The 23,348-nt window shown below is 73.1% G+C and carries 26 protein-coding genes and 1 tRNA gene; 20 read left to right on the forward strand and 7 right to left on the reverse strand.

Annotated elements, in window-relative coordinates; translation table 11 throughout:
- Positions 1-205: 205 nt before the first annotated feature.
- Positions 206-278: transfer RNA gene (locus ACXR2U_RS11635), tRNA-Lys, on the reverse strand.
- Between the two features lie 193 nt (positions 279-471).
- On the opposite strand from ACXR2U_RS11635, the gene ACXR2U_RS11640 reads away from it, so the two are divergent.
- The 7 genes from ACXR2U_RS11640 to ACXR2U_RS11670 are packed head-to-tail and all read left to right on the forward strand — an operon-like array spanning position 472 to position 6,638.
- Positions 472-1,194, forward strand: a complete 723-nt coding sequence (locus ACXR2U_RS11640) for an N-acetyltransferase family protein (RefSeq protein ID WP_458825180.1) — start codon at positions 472-474, stop codon at positions 1,192-1,194.
- A 33-nt stretch (positions 1,195-1,227) separates the two neighbouring features.
- Complete coding sequence (locus tag ACXR2U_RS11645; RefSeq protein ID WP_458825181.1) at positions 1,228-2,250, forward strand: UDP-N-acetylmuramate dehydrogenase; 1,023 nt, start codon at positions 1,228-1,230, stop codon at positions 2,248-2,250.
- Positions 2,251-2,294: 44 nt separating this feature from the next.
- Entirely contained in the window at positions 2,295-3,542 is a 1,248-nt protein-coding gene (gene mshA / locus ACXR2U_RS11650; protein WP_458825206.1) for a D-inositol-3-phosphate glycosyltransferase, read from the forward strand.
- Entirely contained in the window at positions 3,539-4,042 is a 504-nt protein-coding gene (locus tag ACXR2U_RS11655) for a type III secretion system chaperone family protein (RefSeq protein ID WP_458825182.1), read from the forward strand. The genes mshA and ACXR2U_RS11655 overlap by 4 nt, the downstream gene beginning before the upstream one ends.
- Positions 4,043-4,050: 8 nt before the next feature.
- Positions 4,051-5,172, forward strand: a complete 1,122-nt coding sequence (locus tag ACXR2U_RS11660) for a cytochrome c oxidase assembly protein (RefSeq protein ID WP_458825183.1) — start codon at positions 4,051-4,053, stop codon at positions 5,170-5,172.
- Complete coding sequence (locus ACXR2U_RS11665) at positions 5,169-5,867, forward strand: hypothetical protein (protein ID WP_458825184.1); 699 nt, start codon at positions 5,169-5,171, stop codon at positions 5,865-5,867. Before ACXR2U_RS11660 ends, ACXR2U_RS11665 begins: the two co-directional genes overlap by 4 nt.
- Positions 5,868-5,894: 27 nt before the next feature.
- The gene (locus tag ACXR2U_RS11670; RefSeq protein WP_458825185.1) at positions 5,895-6,638 is read left to right on the forward strand and encodes a phosphoglyceromutase; all 744 of its coding nucleotides are present in this window, start codon (positions 5,895-5,897) and stop codon (positions 6,636-6,638) included.
- 18 nt (positions 6,639-6,656) lie between these two features.
- Here the strand turns inward: ACXR2U_RS11670 and phoU are convergent, their stop codons facing one another.
- Entirely contained in the window at positions 6,657-7,331 is a 675-nt protein-coding gene (gene phoU, locus ACXR2U_RS11675; protein ID WP_458825186.1) for a phosphate signaling complex protein PhoU, read from the reverse strand.
- A 192-nt stretch (positions 7,332-7,523) separates the two neighbouring features.
- On the opposite strand from phoU, the gene ACXR2U_RS11680 reads away from it, so the two are divergent.
- Both ACXR2U_RS11680 and ACXR2U_RS11685 read left to right on the forward strand, forming a co-directional pair.
- Positions 7,524-8,870 carry a sensor histidine kinase gene (locus ACXR2U_RS11680; protein ID WP_458825187.1) on the forward strand — a complete coding sequence of 449 codons (1,347 nt, stop codon included), beginning with the start codon at positions 7,524-7,526 and terminating at the stop codon, positions 8,868-8,870.
- Complete coding sequence (locus ACXR2U_RS11685) at positions 8,867-9,550, forward strand: response regulator (protein ID WP_458825188.1); 684 nt, start codon at positions 8,867-8,869, stop codon at positions 9,548-9,550. The genes ACXR2U_RS11680 and ACXR2U_RS11685 overlap by 4 nt, the downstream gene beginning before the upstream one ends.
- Before the next feature lie 104 nt (positions 9,551-9,654).
- Here the strand turns inward: ACXR2U_RS11685 and valS are convergent, their stop codons facing one another.
- Positions 9,655-12,252 (reverse strand): valine--tRNA ligase, encoded by a 2,598-nt coding sequence (valS, locus tag ACXR2U_RS11690; protein ID WP_458825189.1) that lies wholly within the window; start codon positions 12,250-12,252, stop codon positions 9,655-9,657.
- 75 nt (positions 12,253-12,327) lie between these two features.
- Between valS and ACXR2U_RS11695 the strand changes: the two genes are divergently transcribed.
- Positions 12,328-13,125 (forward strand): alpha/beta fold hydrolase, encoded by a 798-nt coding sequence (locus tag ACXR2U_RS11695; RefSeq protein ID WP_458825190.1) that lies wholly within the window; start codon positions 12,328-12,330, stop codon positions 13,123-13,125.
- Between the two features lie 133 nt (positions 13,126-13,258).
- Here the strand turns inward: ACXR2U_RS11695 and ACXR2U_RS11700 are convergent, their stop codons facing one another.
- Positions 13,259-13,840: a TetR/AcrR family transcriptional regulator gene (locus ACXR2U_RS11700; RefSeq protein ID WP_458825191.1), complete on the reverse strand. Its 582-nt coding sequence runs from the start codon at positions 13,838-13,840 to the stop codon at positions 13,259-13,261.
- Between the two features lie 88 nt (positions 13,841-13,928).
- Here ACXR2U_RS11700 and ACXR2U_RS11705 point away from each other — a divergent pair, with 88 nt between their 5' ends.
- Positions 13,929-14,681 carry an SDR family oxidoreductase gene (locus ACXR2U_RS11705; RefSeq protein WP_458825192.1) on the forward strand — a complete coding sequence of 251 codons (753 nt, stop codon included), beginning with the start codon at positions 13,929-13,931 and terminating at the stop codon, positions 14,679-14,681.
- Positions 14,682-14,739: 58 nt separating this feature from the next.
- On the opposite strand, the gene ACXR2U_RS11710 is transcribed toward ACXR2U_RS11705, so the two are convergent.
- Positions 14,740-15,546 carry a DUF6597 domain-containing transcriptional factor gene (locus ACXR2U_RS11710; protein WP_458825193.1) on the reverse strand — a complete coding sequence of 269 codons (807 nt, stop codon included), beginning with the start codon at positions 15,544-15,546 and terminating at the stop codon, positions 14,740-14,742.
- A 72-nt stretch (positions 15,547-15,618) separates the two neighbouring features.
- Entirely contained in the window at positions 15,619-16,437 is an 819-nt protein-coding gene (locus tag ACXR2U_RS11715; protein ID WP_458825194.1) for a hypothetical protein, read from the reverse strand.
- 50 nt (positions 16,438-16,487) lie between these two features.
- On the opposite strand from ACXR2U_RS11715, the gene ACXR2U_RS11720 reads away from it, so the two are divergent.
- From ACXR2U_RS11720 to ACXR2U_RS11755, 8 genes are all read left to right on the forward strand, one after another.
- Positions 16,488-17,429 (forward strand): Ppx/GppA family phosphatase, encoded by a 942-nt coding sequence (locus tag ACXR2U_RS11720; RefSeq protein WP_458825195.1) that lies wholly within the window; start codon positions 16,488-16,490, stop codon positions 17,427-17,429.
- A complete protein-coding gene (locus ACXR2U_RS11725; RefSeq protein ID WP_458825196.1) occupies positions 17,429-18,235 on the forward strand; it encodes a sugar phosphate isomerase/epimerase family protein in 807 nt (268 codons plus the stop codon). The genes ACXR2U_RS11720 and ACXR2U_RS11725 overlap by 1 nt, the downstream gene beginning before the upstream one ends.
- A gap of 59 nt (positions 18,236-18,294) precedes the next feature.
- Positions 18,295-18,588: a putative quinol monooxygenase gene (locus ACXR2U_RS11730; protein WP_458825197.1), complete on the forward strand. Its 294-nt coding sequence runs from the start codon at positions 18,295-18,297 to the stop codon at positions 18,586-18,588.
- 71 nt (positions 18,589-18,659) lie between these two features.
- Positions 18,660-19,469, forward strand: coding sequence for a pyrroline-5-carboxylate reductase (gene proC / locus ACXR2U_RS11735; RefSeq protein WP_458825207.1), 810 nt, complete (start codon positions 18,660-18,662; stop codon positions 19,467-19,469).
- A gap of 316 nt (positions 19,470-19,785) precedes the next feature.
- The gene (locus ACXR2U_RS11740; protein WP_458825208.1) at positions 19,786-19,950 is read left to right on the forward strand and encodes a helix-turn-helix domain-containing protein; all 165 of its coding nucleotides are present in this window, start codon (positions 19,786-19,788) and stop codon (positions 19,948-19,950) included.
- 113 nt (positions 19,951-20,063) lie between these two features.
- Entirely contained in the window at positions 20,064-20,162 is a 99-nt protein-coding gene (locus ACXR2U_RS11745) for a 30S ribosomal protein bS22 (protein WP_012854759.1), read from the forward strand.
- Positions 20,163-20,201: 39 nt separating this feature from the next.
- Complete coding sequence (locus ACXR2U_RS11750) at positions 20,202-21,371, forward strand: NAD-dependent epimerase/dehydratase family protein (protein ID WP_458825198.1); 1,170 nt, start codon at positions 20,202-20,204, stop codon at positions 21,369-21,371.
- Positions 21,364-22,296 (forward strand): lysophospholipid acyltransferase family protein, encoded by a 933-nt coding sequence (locus ACXR2U_RS11755; protein WP_458825199.1) that lies wholly within the window; start codon positions 21,364-21,366, stop codon positions 22,294-22,296. The genes ACXR2U_RS11750 and ACXR2U_RS11755 overlap by 8 nt, the downstream gene beginning before the upstream one ends.
- Before the next feature lie 430 nt (positions 22,297-22,726).
- Here ACXR2U_RS11755 and ACXR2U_RS11760 read toward each other — a convergent pair whose 3' ends face one another.
- Positions 22,727-22,999, reverse strand: coding sequence for a hypothetical protein (locus tag ACXR2U_RS11760; RefSeq protein WP_458825200.1), 273 nt, complete (start codon positions 22,997-22,999; stop codon positions 22,727-22,729).
- 97 nt (positions 23,000-23,096) lie between these two features.
- Between ACXR2U_RS11760 and ACXR2U_RS11765 the strand changes: the two genes are divergently transcribed.
- On the forward strand, positions 23,097-23,258 hold the full coding sequence (locus tag ACXR2U_RS11765; RefSeq protein WP_458825201.1) for a hypothetical protein: 162 nt from the start codon (positions 23,097-23,099) through the stop codon (positions 23,256-23,258).
- Positions 23,259-23,348 lie beyond the last annotated feature (90 nt).

A 23,348-nucleotide genomic window follows, 5' to 3' on the forward strand; every position in this document is an offset into this window, starting at 1 on the left:
TCTGTCCAGCACCGCACTCGCGATGTGCAATCCGCGCACAGTTCGGGAGGAAATGTCCGGATCCGGGCATGAGGGGCACGGACGGGCCGGGCGGGCCCGGCGGTGGTTCCCCCGACGCCGGCCCCGACCCGGCCCGTTCCGCGTGACGGTGTCGGTGTCGGTGTCGGTGGAGAGACGATCGCGGACGCGGCCGGACGACAGGCGGTGGGCCCCGTGGGACTCGAACCCACAACCCGCGGATTAAAAGTCCGCTGCTCTGCCAATTGAGCTAGAGGCCCGAGACCGAGGTCCCGCAGCGCAGGTTACCGGCGTGCGGGGACGACAGACACGGTGACCGAGGGCGGCCCCGAAGCGTCGGGAACGCGCTGTGTGAGCGGACACATCGCCCGTTGTCGGCCGGTGTCGGAGTCGTCCCCGGAAGTCTCTCCGCTGTCACAACCGAGAAACACGGCAGTGGTTGTGTCTCGGTCCATGACCACCATGTCCAGGTCGCCGCGCCCGATCGGCGTCCGTGCGACCGCTCCGCTGACCACCGGCCTCCCGCGATCCGCCGGGGCCGGGACGAGCCAGCCTTCCCTCGCCACCGACAACGCCGCCCTGGCCCGACGCCCGTGGACGGTCCGGGCGGGCGGCAGCGTGCTCATGGTGCGGGGGGCGCGGCCCGCCGACCTCGCCGGTGTCGCGGCGCTGCACCACCGGTGCACCCCCACCACCCTGCTCAACCGCTACCGCAGCGGCGGCAACACACCGTCGGTGTCGGCGCTGCAGCACATGCTCGGGCGGGCCACCACCGTCGTCGTCACCTCCACCGAGGGCCGCGTCATCGCCTGGGGCGCGGCCGACCCCGAGCTGACCCGGCCGCGCGCCGGTCGGCCGAGCACGCTGCCCGTCACCCGCGCCGAGATCGGCGTGCTGGTCGAGGACGGCTGGCAGGGCCTGGGCATCGGCCGCGCGCTGGTGCGGCACCTCGCCGCGGCGGCCGCGCTCGCCGGGATGCGCGAACTGGTGTCGCCCACGAGCACCCAGGCCGCGGTCGCCCAGCGTCTGCTCGGCGAGATCGGCACGACCAAGCGCATCGAGGTCGACGGCGAGCCGGTCCTGCGGGTCCTGCTGCCGGAATCGGCCGCCCTCGGGCTCGGCGCGCTCCAGCGCCTCGGCCACGCCCGCCCCGGACTGCCCGCCCGCACCGGCTGAGCGACGAGGCGTCCCCGACTACCGTTCGGGGACGTGCCGACCACCCTCGCCGAGCTCACCACGCTCCGCCTCGGTGGCCCGATCGCCCGGTCGGTCGAGGCGACGACGACCGCCGATCTGGTCGACGCCGTCCGCGAGGCCGACGCCCGTGGCGAACCGGTCCTGGTCGTCGGCGGCGGGAGCAACCTCGTCGCCGGCGACGACGGCTGGCCCGGGACCGTCGTCCGGATCGGCACCCGCGGGATCGAGGTCGCGGACGACGGCGAGGACGTCCTCGTCACCGTCGCGGCCGGCGAGCCGTGGGACGACCTCGTCGCGCGATCGGTCGCCGAGGGCTGGTCCGGCCTCGCCGCCATGTCCGGCATCCCCGGTCTGACCGGCGCGACGCCGGTGCAGAACGTCGGGGCGTACGGGGCGGAGGTCGCCGACCTGGTCGAGCACCTCGACGTCCTCGACCGCCGCACCGGCACCACGGCCACGTGGTCCGCGGCGGACGTCGGGTTCGGCTTCCGTACCAGCGCGTTCAAGCACACCGACCGCTACGTCGTGCTCGCGGTGACGTTCCGGCTGCGGCGCAGTCCGGACTCCGGCCCGGTCCGGTACCTCGAGCTGGCGCGACGCCTCGGCGTGGAGCAGGACGCGACCGCGCCCTCGACGGCCGTCCGCGACACGGTGCTGGAGCTGCGTCGCGGCAAGGGGATGGTGCTCGACCCCGCCGACCTCGACACCTGGAGCGTCGGGTCGTTCTTCGTCAACCCACTGGTCACCGAGGTCGGGCCCGAGCTCGCCGACGCCCCGAGGTGGCAGACGGGTCCCGCGGTCAAGCTCTCGGCAGCCTGGCTCATCGAGCACGCCGGGTTCCACAAGGGCTACGCCCTGGACCGGCCGCCCGGCACCGTCGGTGTCAGCAGCAAGCACACCCTCGCGCTCACCCACCGCGGCGGCGGCACCACCGCCCAGCTGCTCACCCTCGCCGCCGAGATCCGGGCGGGCGTCGAGGCCCGGTTCGGGGTCCGGCTCGGCCCCGAGGCGCATCTGGCAGGCGTCACGTTCTGAGCCGCGGCGGCTGAGGCACCATGGAAGACGTGGAGCGGGTCGCGATGGTGTCGGTGCACACGTCACCGCTCGACCCTCCGGGCAGCGGCGACGCCGGTGGGCTCAACGTCTACGTCGTCGAGACGGCCAAGCGGCTCGCGAAGCGGGGCGTCGAGGTCGAGGTGTTCACCCGGGCGACGAGCGGCGACCTGCCGCCGTCCGTCGAGCTGGCGCCGGGCGTCACGGTCAACAACGTCGTCGCGGGGCCCTTCGAGGGCCTGGCCAAGGGCGACCTGCCGGCCCAGCTGTGCGCGTTCACCGCGGCGGTGCAGCGCGCCGAGGCCCGGCACGCGAGCGGGTGGTTCGACGTCGTCCACTCCCACTACTGGCTCTCGGGCCAGGTCGGCTGGCTGGTGCGCGAACGGTGGGCCGTCCCGCTGGTGCACTCGGCCCACACGCTGGCCAAGGTCAAGAACGCCGCGCTCGCCGAGGGTGACGAACTCGAGCCGATGGCGCGCGTGATCGGCGAGGAGCAGGTCGTGGCCGAGGCCGACGTCCTGGTCGCCGCCACCGCCGAGGAGGCCACCGACCTGGTCGACCTCTACGACGCCGACCCGCGCAAGGTCGTCACCATCCCGCCGGGCGTCGACCTCGACGCCTTCACCCCGGTCGCCGACCGCACGCTGGCCCGGGCCCGGCTCGGGCTCCCGGCCGACGCGTTCGTGGTCGCGTTCGTCGGCCGGATCCAGCCCCTCAAGGCTCCCGACCTGCTGCTGCGCACCGCCGCGGCGCTGCGGATGTGCGATCCCGAGATCGGTCGCCGCCTGCACCTGGTCGTCTGTGGCGCGCCGAGCGGGTCCGGCGTGGCCAACCCGCGTTGGCTCTCCGACCTCGCCCACGCCCTCGGCCTGCAGCAGCGGGTGCACTTCCTGCCGCCGGTCGCCCGTGACGCCCTCGCCGACGTCTACCGCGCCGCCGACCTCACCGCCGTCCCGAGCCACAACGAGTCGTTCGGGTTGGTCGCGTTGGAGTCGCAGGCCTGCGGCACGCCGGTGCTCGCGGCCGCGGTCGGCGGGTTGCCGACCGCCGTGGCCGACGGCGTGTCCGGGATGCTCGTGCCCGGTCACGACCCCAAGCACTGGGCCGACGCCCTCGGCGGCCTGCTGCGCGACCCCGAGCGCCGCGCCCGGCTCGCCGCCGGTGCCCGCACCCACGCCGAACGGTTCAGCTGGGACCGCACCACCGACTCGCTGCTCGACGCCTACGCCGGCGCCACCCGTCACCTGCTCGCCACGCCTGCGGTGATCGCGTGAGCGCCGCGAGCGACGTCACGGCCGACGTCATCGCCGCCGCGCTGACCGAACGCGGGATCGAGTTCGACCGGGTCCGCGACGACGCCTTCGTGGTGAACCTGCCCGGGGAACGACGGCTGAAGACCGCCTGCTGGCTGACGATCGGTGAGCACGCCCTGACGATCGACGCGTTCGTGGTCCGCAAGCCCGACGAGAACCACGCCGCGTTCTACCGCTACCTGCTCCAGCACAACGCCCGCAGCTACGTGGTGTCGTGGAGCATCGACACCACCGGCGACGTCTACCTCACCGGTCGGCTGCCGCTCACCGCCGTGAACGCCGACGAGCTCGACCGGGTGCTCGGCGCGGTGCTGGAGTACGCCGACGGCGCGTTCAACGAACTGCTCAAGCTCGGCTTCGGCACCTCGATCCGGCGGGAGTGGGCGTGGCGGACCAAGAACGACCTGCCGCGCCAGAACCTCGCGGCGTTCGAGGAGTTCGCGACGCGGGGCACGACATGAGTACCGCCGTGGCTCACCGCGGTCGTGGTCTGCTGACGGCGATCTGGACGGTCGCTGGCCTGGTGCTGGCCGGTCTGGTCGTGTTCGTCGTGCGGTTCGCCGCCGGCGGCTCGGGTCACGACGCCGGCCACACGCTGTTCGCCGCGGGTGACGGCCCCGCGGGGACCTCGCTGCTCGGGTCGCAACTGCTCACCGCGTGGCAGCTCGACACCACCGCGGTGGCGTTCGTCGTGGTCCTGGCCGCGGTGTACGGCGCCGGGATCCTGCGGTGGCAACGCGATCACGACACCCGTTGGCCGGTCGGACGGATCGTTGCCTTCGGCATCGGTCTGCTCGCGATCGTCTTCGCGACCTGCGGCAGCATCGCGGTCTACGACCAGACCCTGTTCTCCGCGCACATGGTCGGGCACCTCACCCTCGTCATGCTCGCGCCCTCGCTGCTCGTGGCGGGCGCGCCCCTGACGCTGTGGCGTGAGACGCGTCGCGATCCCGCGCGGTTCGACCGCATCGCCAAGGGCGCGGTCGTGTCGGTGCTGACCTCGCCGCCGGTCGCGTTCGCCTGCTACACCGTGGTGATCGTCGGTACGCACCTCACCGGCCTCATGGACGCGATCATGGACTCGACCGTGCTCGGCCAGGTCGAGCACCTCGCGTACCTGGTCGTCGGGTTCCAGTTCTTCCTGCTGGTCATCGGCGACGAACCGATCCGGTGGCGGCTGTCGCTGCTGGGCCGCCTCGGGATCCTCGGCGTCGGCATGGCTGTCGACACCTTTACCGGCGTGGTGTTGCTCATGGCAACGGTTCCGATCAGCATGGGGGTCGGCGTCGACGCGCTGAGCGACACCAAGACCGGCGGCGCGATCATGTGGGTCGGCGGCGACGGCCTCATGGCCGTGGTCATGGTGTTGCTCGTCATCGGCTACCTCCAGCGGCCGCAGGAGGGTGGCCGCGAGGAGAAGAGCTGGGTCGAACAGGCCCGGCGCGGGGTCTTCGAGGAGAAGACCGGCGCCGAGACCGGCAACCAGCGCGCCGCCGTCCCCGGCACCCAGGAGGACTTCGACGAGGACGACCGCCGGCGCGAGGCCTACAACCGCTGGCTGGAGAAGCTCAGCGCCGGCGAACCCCGGTGAGCGGCAGCCTCGTCGTCCCCTCGCGGTTCAACGGCCCGGCGCAGTCGGCCAACGGCGGGTGGGTCGCCGGTCTCGTCTCGCGCGCGGTCCAGCCGGGCCTGGCCGTCCGGGTCGACCTGGTGGGGTCGCCGCCGCTGGACACCGACCTCGGGCTGGTGACCACCGCCGCGGGTGCCGATCTCGTCCACGAGGGCCGGGTGCTGGTCAAGGCCGTCGCCACCGACGACATCACCGTGCCGGTGCCGGCGGTCGACCCCGAGACCGCCACGGCCGCCCGCGCACGGTTCCTGGAGTTCGACGCCCACCCGTTCACCACCTGCTTCGTCTGCGGCACCGACCGCCCCGACGGCCTGCAGGTGTTCCCCGGCCCGGTCACCGCGGGCGACTGGACCCACGTCGCCACCACGGTCGTCACCACCGAGTTCGCGGGCGCCCGGGAACTGCCCTGGGCCGCGCTCGACTGCCCGGGCGGCTGGGCCGCAGGCCTCACCAGCAACCTGGCCCTGCTCGCCAGCTACACCGTCCGGGTCGTCGACGAGGTCGAGCCGGGTGAGACCGGCGTGCTCGTCGCCCGCGACGACGGCCCGCGCGGCGCGTCCGGCCGGGCCCGGGCTTCGCGCAGCGCGTTCTACGGCGCGGACGGCCGACTCGTCGCCCACGCCGACGCCGTCTGGGTGACCCCGCGGAACCTCTGAACGTCCGGCCTCTGGGAGGATCCACCCATGGCTCACACCCTTGTCCTGCTGCGCCACGGCGAGAGCGACTGGAACCAGAAGAACCTGTTCACGGGGTGGGTCGACGTCGAACTCACCGAGAAGGGCACGGCCGAGGGGAAGCGGGCGGGTGAGCTGCTCGCCGACGCCGGTCTGGTCCCCGACGTCATCCACACCTCGCTGCTGCGCCGCGCGATCCGTACCGGTCAGCTCGCTCTCGCGGGCGTCCAGCGCGAATGGATCCCGGTGCAACGGTCGTGGCGTCTCAACGAGCGTCACTACGGCGCGCTGCAGGGCAAGGACAAGGCGCAGGTCCGGGCCGAGTTCGGCGACGAGCAGTTCATGACCTGGCGCCGCAGCTACGACACCCCGCCGCCCCCGCTCGACGACGACGACGAGTGGAGCCAGGCCCGCGATCCCCGCTACGCCGACCTGCTCGAGGCGCTGCCGCGCACCGAGTGCCTGGCCGACGTCGTCGCGCGGATGCTCCCGTACTGGTACGACGCGATCGTGCCGGACCTCCGCGGTGGCAAGACCGTGCTGGTCGCGGCGCACGGCAACTCGCTGCGGGCGCTCATCAAGCACCTCGACGGCATGGGTGACCAGGAGGTCGTGAACCTCAACGTCCCCACCGGCATCCCGCTGGTCTACCGGCTCGACGAGGAGACGCTGCGCCCCGAGGGTCCGGGGGAGTACCTGGACCCGGACGCGGCGAAGGACGCGATCGCGGCCGTCGCCAACCAGGGACGGTAGCCGCGGCCGCGGCCGGCGTCAGGCGTTGAAGCTGGTGGCGTGGCTCAGCCGCTCGGGCCGCTCGCCTGTGGCGATGAAGACCACCCGGCGGGCGGTCGCGACGGCGTGGTCGGCGTAGCGCTCGTAGTACCGGCCGAGCAGCGTCATGTCGATCGCGGCCTCGGTGCCGTGCGTCCAGTTCGGTGAGAGCAACAAGGTGAACAGCTTGCGGTGCAGGGCGTCCATCGAGTCGTCCTCGGCCTCGAGGGCCTGGGCGAGCGCGACGTCGCGGCCGGCGATGACCAGCGCGACCTTGTCGACCAGCGAGAGCGCGACGTCGCCCATCTGCCGGATGACGTCGCGCAGCTCGGTCGGCACGGCCAGTTCCGGGAAGCGCATGCGGGCCACCTTGGCCACGTGCAGGGCGAGGTCGCCCATCCGCTCGATGTCGGCGGCGAGGTGCAGCGAGGTGACGATCACCCGCAGGTCACCCGCGACGGGCTGCTGACGCGCGAGCAGGGTGAAGATCTGGGCCTCGAGGTCCTCGCGGAGGCGGTCGATCTCCGGGTCGTCGGAGATGACGCGTTCGGCGCCGGCGAGGTCGCCGTCGAGCAGGGAGTCGGTGGCACGTCGCATGGCGATCTCGGCCAGACGGGTCATGGTGACCAGCGTCGTGCCGATGGAGTCGAGTTCGTCGTGGTACAGATCGCGCATTGTGGGAGGCCCTCCGCCGTCGCGGTCGACGTGTCGTCGATCCAGCGTCTCCTAGAGGATAGGCGCAGCGGCGACCCGGCTCTGCTTCCCACGTGAACGCTGCCGGTCCGGGAGGTGAACAGCGTTCCGAGGTCGGGCGGCCCGGCGCACCGTTGGCCTGACCACCCTCACACGTTCCCTACCATCGAGGCCATGACCGGCCCGGAGGTCGCGGTGTGGGTCGCCTCGGTGATCGCGGCGATCGCCGTTGGCGTCCTCCTCGGTCGGCTCGGCACCCGCGGGCTGCGGGCCAAGGTGGCCGAACCTCCCCGCACCCCGCGCCGTGCCGCGATCTGCGAGCAGGTCGTCGAGGTGACGTCGAGCGGCGTCGTCGTGGTGGACCGCGACGAGTTCGTCGTGCTCGCCAACTCGGCCGCCCGGCGGCTGGGGATCCTCGACGGCGAGCGCGCCGACCGGCTCGACACGCCCGAACTGCGCGACCTCGCGCGTGAGGTGATCGCGGGCAACGGCCGGACCCCCCGTTCGCTCACGGTCGAACCCCGCGTCGGTCGTGGGCCCTCACTCGGTGGGGAGTCGCGGGCCTTCGCGGCGGTGGCCGCTCCCATCCGGCTCGCGGGCGACGACCGCCCCAGCGCGGTCGTGCTGCTGCTCGACGACGTCACCGAGTCCCGGCGCCTCGAGGCCGTCCGGCGCGACTTCGTCGCCAACGTGTCCCACGAGCTCAAGACCCCGGTGGGGGCGCTGACCCTGCTCGCCGAAGCCGTCCTCGACGCCGCCGACGACCCCGAGGCCGTCGCCCGCTTCGCCCAACGCATGCAGCGTGAGGGCAGTCGCCTGGGCCGGTTGGTCCGCGAACTCATCGAGCTGTCGCGTCTGCAGGGCGCCGAGCCGCTGCCCGGCGACGACCTGGTGGCCGTGGCCGACGTGCTCGAGGACGCGGTCGACCTGCACCGGCTCACCGCCGAGCAGGCGGGCATCACCGTCATCGTCCGGTGCCCGGCGAGTCTGTTCGTCCGGGGCAACCGGGCGCAGCTGTCGATGGCCGTGTCGAACCTGCTCGACAACGCCATCGCCTACAGCCCGGCCGGCACCCGCATCGCCGTCACGGCCTCGACCGACGACGGCGACGAGGACGACGACGGCACCAGGGTCCGGATCGCCGTGTCCGACCAGGGCATCGGCATCGCCGTCGCCGACCAGGAGCGGGTCTTCGAACGCTTCTACCGGGTCGACCCCGCCCGTTCGCGGGCCACCGGCGGCACGGGCCTCGGCCTCGCCATCGTCAAGCACGTCGCGACCAACCACGGCGGCAGCGTCGCGGTGTGGAGCCGCGAGGGCGCGGGCTCGACCTTCTCCATCACCCTGCCGGCCGTGGCCGTGGGCCTGCGCGCCGACCACGACGACCGCGCCGACCGGGCCGACCACGTCGACGACGACTCCGTCACCGACGGCCACGAACCCCTACCGTTCCACCGAGGAGACGCAGTGAGTCAGTCCACCCGCACCGACGCCGACGACATCGCGGTGACGCGGTCGTGAGCCGGGTGCTCGTCGTCGAGGACGAGGAGTCGTTCTCCGACGCGCTGTCCTACATGCTGCGCCGTGAGGGCTACGAGGTCGCGGTCGCCGACACCGGCCCCGAGGCGTTGGAGACGTTTGACCGCTCGGGCGCCGACCTGGTCCTGCTCGACCTCATGCTGCCGGGCCTGTCCGGCACCGAGGTCTGCCGCGCGCTGCGGCAGCGCTCCAACGTGCCGATCATCATCGTCACCGCCCGCGACTCCGAGGTCGACAAGGTCGTCGGGCTCGAACTGGGCGCCGACGACTACGTCACCAAGCCCTTCTCCTCACGCGAGCTGGTCGCCCGCATCCGCGCCGTCCTGCGCCGCGGCGGCGAGAACAGCGACGAGCTGCTGCCCTCGATGCTCGAGGCCGGGCCCGTGCGGATGGACGTCGAGCGGCACACCGTGCTCGTCGACGGCACCCAGGTGGCCATGCCGCTCAAGGAGTTCGACCTGCTCGAGTTCCTGCTGCGCAACACCGGCCGGGTGCTCACCCGCGGCCAGCTCATCGACCGGGTGTGGGGGTCGGACTACGTGGGCGACACCAAGACCCTCGACGTCCACGTCAAGCGGCTGCGCAGCAAGATCGAGCCCGACCCGGCCAACCCGAAGTTCCTGCTCACCGTGCGCGGGCTGGGCTACAAGTTCGAGCGCTGAGCCGGGCACGACTAGCTCCCCGTCCCGAGTTGATCACGACGTTCCTGTCGCTCCAGCGGGTGCTTTCACGACAGAAACGTCGTGATCAACTTCGGCAGGGGCGGTCAGGCGGGGTTCTTCGGGGCCTTCGGCGGCGGGTCGCCGAGGACGACGTCGACGACCAGGGCGGCGTCGTCGGGCGCCTCGACCTCGGCGATCTTCTCGACCGAGCCCGCGGCGGTGATGTCGGGGGCGGCGGCGCGGAGCAGGTCGAGCTTGGCGGCCGTGGTGGTCACCGTGAGGCTGGTGACCGGCGTGCGCATGCCGACCTGCTTCTCGGTCTTGGCACGGCGGACCTGACGCAGGACCTCCGTGGCGAACTCGAACACGTCGCCCTCGGCCGCGACAGGCTGCAGCTCGACGCCCGCGGCGTCGGCCCGGCTGCCGGGCCACGGCTGCCGGTGCACCGAGTCGGTGTGGGTCCAGGACCACGCCTCCTCGGTGACGAACGGCAGGAACGGCGCGAGCAGCCGCTGCAGGATCGACAACCCCTGGGCGAGCGCCGCCTGCGCCGACGCCGCGTTCTCGGCGTCGCCGTAGGCCCGCGACTTCACCAGCTCGACGTAGTCGTCGCAGTAGTGCCAGAAGAAGTTCTCGACCTCGACGAGCGCGCCGCGGTAGTCGTTGCGTTCGAACGCGGCCTCGGCCCGCAGCGACACCTGGTGCAGCTGGGCGATCATGGCGCGGTCGACGGGCTCGGTGACCCCGGTGGGCACCTCACCCTCGGGCAGCATGCCCAGCACGAACTTGCTGACGTTGAGCAGCTTGATGGCGAGGCGCCGGCCGACCTTCATCTGGCCCTTGTCGACCGCCGTGTCGACCCCCTGCGCCGCGTGGCAGCTCCAGTAGCGCAGGCCGTCGGCACCGAACTCGTCGACGAAGTCGGCCGGGCCCTCGGTGTTGCCCTTGCTCTTGCTCATCTTCTTGCGGTCGGGGTCGAGGATCCAGCCGTTCACCGACACGCCCTTCCACGGCAGCGTGTCGAAGGCGAGCAACGACCGCAGCATGGTCGCGAACGTCCAGGTGCGGATGATCTCCGGGCCCTGCGGACGCAGGTCCATGGGATAGGTGCGGGCGAACAGGTCGTCGTCGCGGCCCCACCCGCACACGATCTGCGGGGTGAGCGAGGACGTCGCCCACGTGTCCATGACGTCGGGATCACCGAGGAACCCGCCGGGCACGCCACGCTGGTCGGCGGTGTAGCCCGTGGGCACGTCGGCCTGCGGGTCGACCGGCAGCTGGTCGGCGGTCGGCAGCAGCGGCGTCGACCAGTCGGGGTTGCCGTCGGCGTCGAGGGAGTACCAGACCGGGAACGGCACGCCGAAGTAGCGCTGCCGGCTGATCAGCCAGTCGCTGTTGAGGCCGTTGATCCAGTGCTCGAGCCGGGTGCGCATGTGGTCGGGGAACCAGGCCAGATCCGTTGCACCCTGCAACATCTTGGCCTTGATGTCGGCGTCGCGGGCGCCGTTGCGGATGTACCACTGGCGCGACGTCACGACCTCGAGCGGGCGGTCGCCCTTCTCGTAGAACTTCACTGCGTGCTGGGTCGGCTTGGGCTCGGCGGTGAGTGCGCCTGCGGCGGAGAGCAGTTCGATGGTGCGGGTGCGGGCGGCCACGGCCTTCTTGCCGGCGATCTCGGCCCACGCGCTGGTGGCGGCGTCCCCGCTCAGCCACTCCGGGGTCGCGGTGACCAGCCGGCCGTCGCGGCCCATGATCGCGCGCAGCGGCAGGCCGAGCTCGCGCCACCACACGACGTCGGTGGTGTCGCCGAAGGTGCAGACCATCGCAGCGCCGGTGCCCTTGTCGGGCGCGGCGAGCGGGTGGGCGTGCACCGGCACCTCGACCCCGAACAGCGGGGAGGTGACGGTGGTGCCGACGAGGCTCGCGTAGCGCTCGTCGTCGGGGTGGACGACGACCGCGACGCACGCGGCGAGCAGTTCGGGACGGCTGGTCTCGATCTCCAGGCCGGAGCCGTCCGGCGTGGCGAACTCGTAACGGACGTACACGCCGGGGGCCTGGCGGTCCTCGATCTCGGCCTGGGCGACGGCGGTCTGGAAGTCGACGTCCCACAACGTGGGGGCGTCGGCGAGGTAGGCGGACCCCCGGCCGAGGTCGTCGAGGAACGCCTGCTGCGCGACGCGGCGGCGCTCGGGATCGATCGTTGCGTACTGCAACGACCAGTCGACCGAGAGGCCGATGCGGCGCAGGACGGCCTCGAACTGCACCTCGTCGTGAGCCGTCTGCTGCTCGCAGAACTCCAGGAAGTTGCGGCGGGAGACGTCGACCGGCTTGGCCTTCGGGTCGCGGGCCTCGTCGGGGTCGATCGTGAGGTCGGGGTCGTAGGGCAGCGACGGGTCGCACTTGACGCCGAAGACCTTCTCGACGCGGCGCTCGGTCGGCAGGCCGTTGTCGTCCCAGCCGATCGGGTAGAAGACCTCGCGGCCGCTCATCCGGCGGTAGCGGGCCATGGCGTCGACCTGGATGTAGCCGAACGCGGTGCCGAGGTGCAGTTCGCCGCTGACCGTGGGCGGCGGGGTGTCGATCGAGTACACCCGCTCGCGGTCCTGGGTGCGGTCGAACGCGTACGTCTGGTCGCGCTGCCACACCGAGGTCCAGGCCTCTTCGAGGCCGTCGGTGGTCACGCGATCGGGGATGTTCGGCACCCTCCCAGCTTACGGAGCCCGGACGCGGCGGATTCCCGCTTGCCCGGTGGGGGTCCGGGCTGGTCGGGTCGGGGCATGACGACCACCTCCTCGGGCATCGCGTACGACCGGGCCGGCCCGCGGGGCGCGACCCCGCTGCTGCTGGTGCACGCGGGGATCTGCGACCGGCGGATGTGGGACCCGGTCCGGCCCGCCCTCACCGCCGAGCGTGACGTCCTCCGGCTCGACCTGCGCGGCTACGGCGGCTCCACCGCCCGCCCCGACGGCCCGCTCGACCCCGTCGCGGACGTCCTCGACGTGCTCGACGCCGAGGGCGTCGAGCGCGTCGACGTCGTCGGCTGCTCGTTCGGCGCCGGGGTGGCCGTCGAACTGGCCCTCACCCGTCCGGCGGCCGCGGCGTCACTGCTGCTCGCCGCGCCCGGCGGGGTGCTGCTGGCCGAACGCACGGACGACTTCGCGGCGTTCGTCGAGGCCGAACGCGCCGCGGTCGACGCGGGCGACCTCGACGCCGCGGCGGCGGTCAACGTGCGCTGGTGGGTCGTCGGGCCGGACCGGTCGCCGAGCGACGTCCCCGAGGCCGTCCGCACGGCGGTCCACGAGATGCAGCGGCGGGCGTTCGAGCTCACCGTCGACTGGGACGACGTCGAGGAGACCGAACTCGACCCGCCGGCCCTCGAACGCCTGGCCGACGTCTCCGTGCCGACCACTGTCCTGCTCGGCCGCCACGACCTGCAGACCGTCCACGGTGCGGCCGCGGTGGTCGCGGGCGGGATCCCGGGCGCGGTCCGGGTCGACTGGGACGACGTCGCCCACCTGCCGTCGATGGAGCAGCCCGACCGCTTCGTCGACCTCGTCCTGCACGGCTCCTCCTGACCCACGCACCCGCCTGACCCACGCCCCCTGCCTCACAGAAGTGCAGGGTTCGGTCGTTCGCCGCGAGCCCGGACGACCGGACAGTGACTGTCTGCAGGTCGGCGCGCCGACAGGGGCGCCGTCGGTGTGGCCGTCAGACGGGCCGAGCCGGCGGGCGCAGGCCGTCGAGGATGACCGCGACGACGGTCGGCGCGCGGGTGTCGTACTCGGCGGCGTCGACGCGGGAGAGGGCGCCGAGCAACAGGACGACGTCGGTGGCGTCGACGCCCGGGCGGACCAGGCCCGCGTCCCGGCCGGCGGCGAGCAGGGCGGTGAGGGCGTCGTCGAGGCGGTGGTGGCGGTCGGCGTACAGGTCGCGCCAGGTCGCCGCCGCGAGCGCCGCCATGACCCCGCGCTTGACGCGGGCGTACTCGAGCAGCAGGTCGAACCAGTGGGTGAGGGCATCCCACGGCGGGTGGGCCGCGAGCAGTCCGGGCACCGCGTCGACCAGTTCGTCGAGCTCGCGGCGGTAGACCTCGGCCGCGAGGTGCTCGCGGGTGGGGAAGTTGCGGTACATCGTCCCCTGCCCGACCCCGGCGGCCTTGGCGACCAGGTGCAGCGAGAGGGCGTCGACGTCGTCGCCCGAGCGCGCGAGCAGGTCGCGGGCCGCGGCGACGACGCGCTCCCGGTTGGCCAGCGCGTCGGAGCGGCGTGGTGCTGGCGACGACGACGGCACGAGACCTCCCGAGAGCGAAGTGGACAGTTGTCCGGTACGGTCGGCCACCGGAAGCGGACAACTGTCAGGTTAGTGGAGGAGGGACGTCGTGGACGTGGTCGAGGGCGGGTCGGGCGGCAGGGTCGTGGCGGTCACGGGCGCGAGCAGCGGCATCGGCGCGGCCACCGCGCTGGATCTGGCCGGACGCGGAGCGGCGGTGGTCCTCGGTGCCCGCCGGGTCGACCGGCTGGCGGAGGTCGCCGAGCGGATCAGCGACGCGGGTGGGCGGGCCGCCGTGGTCGAGGTCGACGTCACCCGCCGCGCGGACCTCGAGCGGCTCGTGGCGACGGCCGTGGAGCAGTTCGGTCGGCTCGACGTCATGGTGGCGAACGCCGGGATCGCGCACGTCGGACCGGTGGCCGACCTCGAGGTCGACGCCTGGGACGCCATGATCGACGTCAACGTCCGCGGGGTCCTGCACGCGATCGCGGCGGCGCTGCCGGTGTTCCGGAGGCAGGGCCGCGGTCACCTGGTGACGGTCGTGTCGACGTCGGGCCTGAAGATCGTGCCCTCGCAGGCCGTCTACGCCGGGACGAAGAACGCGGTGCGGACGATCCTGGAGGCCCTGCGGCAGGAGTCGACCGACGGCGTCCTGCGCACCACCGCGGTGTCGCCCGGCTTCGTCCGGACCGAGTTCGTCGACCGGGTGGCCGACCCGGCGCTGCGGGAGGAGATGCAGGAGCGGATGGCCGAGCTCGGCCTCGACCCCGCGGCCGTCGCCCACGCCATCGCCTTCGCGGTCGAGCAGCCCGACGACGTCGAGATCGGCGAACTCGTCATCCGCCCGACCCGCCAGAACTGACCGACCGCGTTCAGCTGAACGCGGTCTGTCGCGTTCAGCTGAACGCGGTCCGCCCGCCTCAGGCCTGCGCGGCGTAGGTCGCCGGGGGCCGTCCGACCAGCGTGGTGAACGCCCGGATGAGGTGGCTCTGGTCGGAGTAGCCGAGCTCGACGGCGAGGTCGGCCCAGTCGACCGGGGCGTCGTCGTGGGCGGCGGCCGCGACGTCGAGCAGGCGGCAGCGCTGCACCACCCACTTCGGCCCCACGCCCACGTACTCGCCGAACTGGCGCTGCAGCGTCCGCAGTCCGACTCCTGCGAGTCCCGCCAGGTGCTCGGCGCGCGTCAGCGTCCGGTCGGTCTCGGCCCGCTCGACCAACGCCGCCAACTCCGCCGCGAGGGCGTCGGGCTCGGGTGCGACGTGCTCGACCAGCCAGTCGGCGAGGCGCGTCGCCGCCTCGGCCGGGTCACGCCCGAGATCGACGAGGTCGGCGGCGAGGGACCGGTCGTCGAACCCGAACAGCTCCTCGACCGTCGCCTGCCGGTCCCTCAGCCCGCTGACGCTGCGGCCGACCACGGGCCGGAACGTCGCCGGCCGGAACGCCAGGGCCACGGCGCGGCCGTCGCCGGTGAGCACCCGGTCGAACCGGGAGAGCTGCACGCCGGTGACGAGCAGCCGCGGTGCGTCCCCGTGCTGCTCGGCGACCAGGTGCACCACCGGTCGCGGGATGACCTCTTGCCGGTGCGGTTCCGGCGCGTGCCAGGTGACCCACCAGGCGTAGTCGACGATCCCGGCGAGGGCGGCCGGCGGGTCACCGCGGCCGAGGGTGATGCGTTCGTACGCGCGCGCCGGGTCGAGCACTGCCGCCTGCGCGTTGTCACGTCCCACGGTCGTCCACCCTGGCCGAGTTCCGTGTGCTCCTGCAGCCCAGGGACGCGAGACGACACAGGATTCGGCGGTTCAGCGGGTGGTGCCCTTGGGGTCGGCCGGGTGCGGGGCGACCAGACCGCCCTTGAGCCGCTTGGCCAGCAGCTTCGACAGCATCGCGTAGGCCGGGGCGCCGATGAGCTCGGTCAGCTCGTCCTCGTAGCGGGTGTAGACGGCGTCGGCCGCGATGTGGGCCTCGGGGGCGCCGGTGCAGTACCAGTGCAGGTCGTGGCCGCCCTCGCCCCAGCCGCGGCGGTCGAACTCGGTGATGGTCGAGACCAGCACGCGGGTCTCGTCGGGGCGGTCGACCCATTCCTGCTCACGCCGGATCGGCAGCTGCCAGCAGACCTCGGGCTTGGTCTCGACGTAGGAGATCCCGAGCTTGCCCGCGAGGATGTGCAGCGCGCAGCCGTGCCCGCCCGCGAAGCCCGGCGAGTTCGCGAACACGCAGACACCGTCGACGGTGCGGGTGCGACGGCGGTTGTGCTCGTCGCCCACCGAGTCCTTCTCGGACATGACCTTGGCGATCGGCGCCTTGGCGGTGAGGTGGTGGTTCTCCCAGATGTCCGGGGTCAGCATCTCGACGTACTTCCGGGTGCGCTTCTCGTCGTCCTTGTCGGTGAAGAACGCGCCGTGCGAGCAGCAGCCGTCGGACGCGCGCCCCTCGATGATCCCGTGGCAGCCGTTGCCGAAGATGCAGGTCCAGCGCGAGCACAACCAGGTCACGTCGGCGCGGACCACGTGTTCGGCGTCGGCCGGGTCGACGAACTCGATCCACTCGCGGGGGAAGTCGAGCGGCACCTCCTTGCGGGGGCGCCGGGCGGGGACGACGACGGGGAGGGCGCGAGGCACGGCGTCAGGGTAATCAGCCGCGCGGCGGTCGACGCCTACGCTGACGAACCATGCGACTCGGTGTCCTCGACGTCGGGTCCAACACCGTCCACCTGCTGGTGGTCGACGCCCACCCCGGCGCCGAGCCCTCGCCCGCGATGTCGCGCAAGTCGGTGCTGCGTCTCGCCGAGCACATCGACCGCCGCGGCGACCTCGACCTCGCCGGTGCCGACGCCCTGGTGGGCGCGGTGATCGGCGCGCGCCGGGCGGCGCGCGAACTGGGGTGCGACGAGTTCATCGGCTTCGCCACCTCGGCCGTGCGCGACGCCGGCAACTCCTCCGAGGTGCTGCGACGGGTCCAGGAGGACGCCGGCGTCGAACTGCGGGTGCTCTCCGGCGACGACGAAGCGCGCCTGACCTTCCTCGCCGCCCGGCGGTGGTTCGGGTGGAGCGCCGGCCGGTTGCTCTCGCTCGACATCGGCGGTGGCTCCCTCGAACTCGCGGCCGGAGTCCGTGAGGACCCCGACGTCGCGCTCTCGGTCCCGCTCGGCGCCGGCCGGATGACGCGGGAGTGGTTCACCGCCGACCCGCCGCAGCGCGCCGAGGTCGCCGCCCTGCGCGGCCACGCCATCGAGACGCTCAAGCCGGCCGTGGCCGAACTGGTGGCCGACGGCGGCCCCGACCGGGTGGTCGCGTCGTCGAAGACTTTCCGCTCGATCGCCCGGCTCACCGGTGCGGCGCCGTCGTCGCAGGGCACCCGGGTCCGGCGGCGGATCCGGCGCGAGGGGTTGCACCAGCTCATCGGCTTCATCTCGCGCATGACCGCGGCCGACCTCGCGGAGCTCGAGGGGGTGAGCGCGGCCCGCGCCCACCAGCTGCTGGCCGGCGCCGTGGTCGCCGACGCGGCCATGGAGTGTCTCGACGTCGAGACACTCGACCTCTGCCCCTGGGCGTTGCGCGAGGGGATCATCCTGCGACGCCTGGACCAACTGCCCTCGCCGGAACCGCGCTGATGGGCCTCGCCCCGGCGCCGGTGCGCGTGGCGTTGTCGACCGCGTCGGTCTTCCCCGAGCCGTGCGAGTACGGGTTCCAGCTCGCGGCCGAACTCGGGTACGACGGCGTCGAGGTCATGGTGTGGACCGACCCGGTCAGTCAGGACCCGGTCGCGTTGGAGAAACTCTCGGCGAAGTACCGGGTTCCGATCCTCGCCGTGCACGCGCCGTGCCTCATCATCACCCAGCGGGTGTGGGGCGCCGATCCCTGGCTCAAGCTGCAGAAGTCGCGCGACGTCGCCGAACGGCTCGGGGGTTCCACCGTCGTCCTGCACTCGCCGTTCCGCTGGCAGCGCGACTACTCCAAGCGTTTCGTCGACGAGGTCGCATCGTTGCAGGGTGCACAGGTCAAGGTCGCGGTCGAGAACATGTTCCCGCTCTGGGTGCGCAGCCGCGCGGTGTCGTCGTACAAGCCGAGTTGGGACGTCGCCGAGCACCCCAGCGACTACGACGCCTTCACCCTGGACCTCTCGCACGCCTCGGTGAGCCAGTCCGACCCGCTGGCGATGATGGACCGCATGGGTGACCGGTTGCAGCACCTGCACGTCGCCGACGGCACCGGCCTCGCCAAGGACGAGCACCTCGTGCCCGGCCGTGGCACCCAGCCGGTGGCCGAGGTCCTCGAACGCGCCGCGGCCCGCGGCTTCACCGGCACGGCCGTCATCGAGATCAACACCCGCCGCGCGGTGGACCGGGCCGCGCGCCGGGCCGACGTCGCGGCCGCCCTCGCCTTCTGCCGACTGCACCTCGTGCGACCCGACAGCTGAACCAGCACGTCCGACCAGAACACCCGACACCCGAACACCCGAACACCGAGGAGACCCCCGTGGCCGTCACCGCCCTGCTGGACCTGCGCTTCGACCCCGACCGCATCGAGGAGTCGCACCGCGTCCTCGACGAGACGCTGGTCGCCACCCGCGCGTTCGACGGCAACGTCGGCATCGAGGTGATGGCCGACGTCCACGACCCGGCGCACGTGGTCGTCGTCGAGCACTGGCAGAGCGCCGACCACGACGCCGCGTACCGGGCCTGGCGGGCGACGCCCGAGGGTGCGAGCGGCCTCGGCAGCGTCGTGGTCGCCGCGCCGGTGCTCACGGTGCTCGAGCCCGTCACGGCCTGAACCCTCACCACCGCAATCCCGTGACCCTGCCCGATAAGGTCCGGGCCGTGGCCGAGACCCCGTCCTCCGCGTTGCCACCGTCGGCCCTTCCTCTGGCACTGCTCGGCGGCGGCAAGATCGGCGAAGCCCTGCTCGTCGGGCTGCTCCGCCAGGTCGCGCCGCGCGAGGTCGTGGTCGTCGAGAGCCACCCGGCCCGCGCGGCCGAGCTCGCCGACGCGTACGGCGTCGGCACCCCCGACCTCGCCACCGCGGTGTCCACGGCGTCGACCGTGCTGGTCGCGGTCAAGCCGCAAGACATCGACGCGCTGCTCGACGCCGCCGCCCCGCACGTCCGTCCCGGCCAGCTCGTGGTCTCGGTCGCCGCGGGTGTGCCGACCGCGCGGCTGGAGGCGCACCTGCCTGACGGCGTCGCCGTGGTCCGGGCCATGCCCAACACCCCGGCGCTGGTCGAGCAGGGGATGACGGCGATCAGCGCCGGCCGCCACGCCGGCGAGGACGACCTCGCCACCGCCCAGACCCTGCTCGAGGCGGTCGGGCGGGTGGTGCGGGTACCCGAGAGCCAGCTCGACGCCGTCACCGCGCTGTCCGGTTCCGGCCCCGCGTACGTGTTCTTCCTCGTCGAGGCGATGATCGACGCCGGCATCCTGCTCGGCCTGCCGCGGGCGCTCGCGGCCGAACTCATCGTCCAGACCCTCTACGGCTCGGCGCTCATGCTGCGCGAGTCCGGCGAGCACCCCGTCCAGCTGCGCGAGGCCGTCACCAGCCCCGGCGGCACGACGATCGCGGCCATCCGGGCGTTGGAGGACCACGGGGTCCGCGCCGCGTTCCTCGCCGCGATCGAGGCGGCCCGCGACCGCAGCGTGGAGCTCGGTCGAGGTTGAGCAGGAGCTGTTGTTCTCCTGTGTCGCACGAGTCCCATCAGTACCGCTAGGGTGCGACCAGCACGTGCGTGTCTGTCGCCGGTGGGGAAGCCGACGAGCGACACGTGCCGAAGGTGCGTGACCCATGCCTGAAAAGCGTTCGAACCAGCCTGCCGCCCGGACCTCGTCGTCCGGTCGGTCGGCCCGTCCTGCCCCCACCGGGGTCGGACCGGCCGCCGTCCCCGCCGCGAAGGCCCCCGCTGCGGGTCCCGCGAAGGCGCCCGCCCAGGCCGGGGCGTCGTCCGCACCCGCCCCGAACCGGGGTGACGTCACGTTCCTGACCGTCGCCGAGGTCGCCGCGATGATGCGAGTCTCCAAGATGACCGTGTACCGGATGGTGCACGCGGGCGAGATGCCGGCCGTCCGGGTCGGGCGCAGCTTCCGGGTGCCGGAGCAGGCGGTCCACGACTACCTGCGCGACGCCTTCATCGAAGCCGGCTGACCCACCGCCCGCCGGAGGCGGCTACCCTCGTCGTTCAGGTGCCGACGTGTGTCGGCAGTGTCAGCAGGGGGTCCGTCCCCGTCGTCCGTCGATCGTGAGGTCCGCAGCAGCTCATGGGTTCCGTCATCAAGAAGCGCCGCAAGCGCATGGCCAAGAAGAAGCACCGCAAGCTGCTGAAGAAGACCCGCGTCCAGCGTCGCAACAAGAAGTAGGTCTTCCGCTCCACCCCTCTCCGATCGGACGGGCCGCCCGTGTCGCCCCAGACCACGTCGTCCGGCCGCACCCCCCGCCGCCCCGGCCCGCTGCCGACCGTCCTGGTCACGGGCATCAGCCGGTACCTCGGGAGCCGGGTCGCGGCCGCACTGGCCGCTGACCCCGCCGTCGGGCGGGTGATCGGCGTCGACACGGTCGCGCCCGGCCGGGCCGACCTCGACCGGCTGGGCCGCACGGAGTTCGTGCGCGCCGACATCCGCAACCCGCTCATCGCGAAGGTCATCGCCGGGTCGTCGGTCGACACCGTCGTCCACGCGTCGGTCACCGCCACCCCCCACGGGGCGGGCGGGCGTGCGCCGATGAAGGAGATGAACGTCCTCGGCACCATGCAGCTGCTGGCCGCCTGCCAGAAGGCAGACTCGGTCAAGCGTCTGGTGCTGAAGTCGACCACCGCGGTCTACGGGTCGTCCCCGCGCGACCCCGCGGTGTTCGCCGAGGACACCCCGCCCCGCGCGTTGCCCCGGTCGGGCTACGGCAAGGACGCTGTCGAGGTCGAGGGGTACGTGCGCGGGTTCGGCCGTCGCCGTCCCGACGTCGACGTCACCGTGCTGCGGTTCTCCAACTTCGTCGGCCCGACCATCGACTCCGCCCTGGTCCGGTACTTCACCCTGCCGATCCTGCCGACCGCGCTCGGGCACGACCCGCGGTTGCAGTTCCTGCACGAGACCGACGCCGTCGAGATCCTCCGGCTCGCGGCCGTCGCGCCGCACCCGGGCGTCTTCAACGTCGCCGGCGACGGCACGCTGCTGCTCTCGCAGGCCATCCGCCGGGCCGGCAAGCTCCCGGTCGCGATCCCCGGCCCCGCCGTCGACACCGTGAGCCGGTGGGTCCGCCGTTCGGGGCTGGTCGACTTCTCGCCCGAGCAGCTGGGCCTGCTGTCCTACGGCCGGGTCGTCGACACCACCCGGGTGCACGACACGTTCGGCTTCACGCCCCGGTACTCCAGCGAGCAGGCCTTCGAGGCCTTCCTGCGCGACCGCCCGGTGCCGCCGGTCGTGGCGCCGGACCAGATCGCCGCGACGCTCGACGGCCTCGGCGGGCTCATCGGGCTGCGTCCGACCGCTCTGGCCTCGACCCTGGCGGCCACGCCGCGCCGCGCGGTGGCCGCCGCCGGCGCCTCGACCCGACGGGGGCGCCGCCATGGGTGAGGCCCGGATCATCCCGCTGCACGCCGACACCCCGCGCCCGCGTGCCGACGCCCCGGCGGAGCTCGCCGAGCCCTCGACCCGCGACCGGGTCGACGCCGCCGCGGCCCACGCGCTGGCCTTCCTGCGCCGCCGGCTCACGGGGGAGTACGAGGTCGACGAGTTCGGCTTCGACCCCGACCTCACCGAGAACGTCGCCATCCCGGCGCTGCGACCGCTCGCCCGGCGGTGGTTCCGCATCGAGACCCAGGGGATCGAGAACGTCCCCGAGGAGGGCGGTGCGCTGCTGGTCGGCAACCACGCCGGCGGTCTGTGGGCCCTCGACGCCGCGATGACGGCCGTCGCGCTGCACGACGCCCACCCCCGCCACCGGGTGCTGCGCCTGCTCGCCGCCGACCTGGTGCTGCGCACCCCGTTCCTGGGTTCGGTCGCCCGCAAGTCCGGCACCACCCTCGCCTGCCACCCCGACGCCGAGCGACTGCTCTCGGGCGGGGAGCTCGTCGGCGTGTGGCCCGAGGGGTTCAAGGGGATCGGCAAGCCGTTCACCGAGCGCTACAAGTTGCAGCGGTTCGGCCGCGGCGGGTTCGTCAGCGCCGCACTCGCGACCGGCGTGCCGATCATCCCGGTGTCGATCGTCGGGTCGGAGGAGATCCACCCCGTCATCGGCAACGTCGGCGTCCTCGCGCGGGTGCTCAACCTGCCGTACTTCCCGATCACGCCCACGTTCCCGTGGCTCGGCCCGCTCGGTCTGATCCCGCTGCCGAGCAAGTGGATCATCGAGTTCGGTGAGCCGATCCCGACCTCGGGCTACGGCCCCGAGGCCGCCGACGACCCGATGCTGGTCTTCGAGCTCACCGACCGGGTGCGCGAGACCATCCAGGGGACGCTGTACCGGCTGCTCCTGCAGCGCCGCTCCGTCTGGCGCTGATCCGGTCGGCGCTGACCCGGTCGGCGCTGATCCGATCGGGGTCGGGCGACGACCCCGCCCAGGACCGCGCCCCCTGCGCCGAGCAGCACCGTGAGGCCGAGCCACCAGCCGATCACCGCGGTCGCCCCGGCGCCGGAGCCCAGCCCGGTCGACGCGACGTCGAACGCCACACCCGCGCCCACACACCCGGCCACGGCGGCGCCGTCGACGGGTCGCACGAACTGACGCCGCGCCACGAGGGCGACCGCGGGCAGACCCACCACGAGCCCGACCGCCGCACCGAGGACGAACGCGACCGGGGCGAACACGAGCCCGAACACCTCGAGGGTCAGCGCGCACGCCGTGATGTAGACCGTCGTCGCCACCGCGCCGCCCAGCAGCGGGCCGACCACCAGCCCGCGGACCAGGACCCGACCCGCTCCGGGCGTGGTCACCGGCCCGACCGGGCGACCGGCGACGCCGACGCGGGGCCCGCGGTCGACGACGGTCGGCTCGTCCGCCGACGACGCCACCGGACCACCAGCGCCACGGCGCCGCCGGCCACCGCACCGACGGCCGCGCCCGGAACCGCGAACAGGGGCGGGTAGACGAGCACCGCCTCGAGCGGCCCGTTCCACAGCACCAGAGGAGTGACGGCGGTGGCGGCGAGACCGGCGCCGCCCGCCGCACCGAGTCCGAGCGCCTGGACCACCCCTACTGTCACGAAGCAATTTGAACACGTTCAAAAGCGCGTGTCCAGGCCGGGGGACGGGCAGACCGTGGACGCACCACCACGTCCGACCACACGAGGAGAGATCGTCATGAGCGAACCGCTGGACCGGGAGAAGCTGGCCGCCGAGGCCAAGGAACGGGTCGACGGCATGCCGGCCGAGACCGCGCTGGGCAACGAGGACGCTGCGGGCGGGCACGCGGAGACCGTCGAGGAGTACCGCAACGTGCAGAACGACCAGAAGAAGGACTGACGCCTCGCCGGGCCGCGTTCAGCTGAACGCGGCCCGGCGCGCCAGCGCACGGCGCGCCAGCGCACGGCGCGCCAGCGCACGGCGCGCCAG

Source organism: Jatrophihabitans sp. YIM 134969, assembly GCF_054456675.1.

Excerpts from the sequence above, each read along its gene's own strand:
- ACXR2U_RS11640 (WP_458825180.1), top strand. The coding sequence starts at position 472 with ATGACCACCATGTCCAGGTCGCCGCGCCCGATCGGCGTCCGTGCGACC.
- mshA (WP_458825206.1), top strand. The coding sequence starts at position 2,295 with ATGGTGTCGGTGCACACGTCACCGCTCGACCCTCCGGGCAGCGGCGAC.
- ACXR2U_RS11670 (WP_458825185.1), top strand. The coding sequence starts at position 5,895 with ATGGCTCACACCCTTGTCCTGCTGCGCCACGGCGAGAGCGACTGGAAC.
- phoU (WP_458825186.1), bottom strand. The coding sequence starts at position 7,331 with ATGCGCGATCTGTACCACGACGAACTCGACTCCATCGGCACGACGCTG.
- ACXR2U_RS11680 (WP_458825187.1), top strand. The coding sequence starts at position 7,524 with ATGACCGGCCCGGAGGTCGCGGTGTGGGTCGCCTCGGTGATCGCGGCG.
- ACXR2U_RS11695 (WP_458825190.1), top strand. The coding sequence starts at position 12,328 with ATGACGACCACCTCCTCGGGCATCGCGTACGACCGGGCCGGCCCGCGG.
- ACXR2U_RS11720 (WP_458825195.1), top strand. The coding sequence starts at position 16,488 with ATGCGACTCGGTGTCCTCGACGTCGGGTCCAACACCGTCCACCTGCTG.
- ACXR2U_RS11725 (WP_458825196.1), top strand. The coding sequence starts at position 17,429 with ATGGGCCTCGCCCCGGCGCCGGTGCGCGTGGCGTTGTCGACCGCGTCG.
- ACXR2U_RS11745 (WP_012854759.1), top strand. The coding sequence starts at position 20,064 with ATGGGTTCCGTCATCAAGAAGCGCCGCAAGCGCATGGCCAAGAAGAAG.
- ACXR2U_RS11755 (WP_458825199.1), top strand. The coding sequence starts at position 21,364 with ATGGGTGAGGCCCGGATCATCCCGCTGCACGCCGACACCCCGCGCCCG.
- ACXR2U_RS11765 (WP_458825201.1), top strand. The coding sequence starts at position 23,097 with ATGAGCGAACCGCTGGACCGGGAGAAGCTGGCCGCCGAGGCCAAGGAA.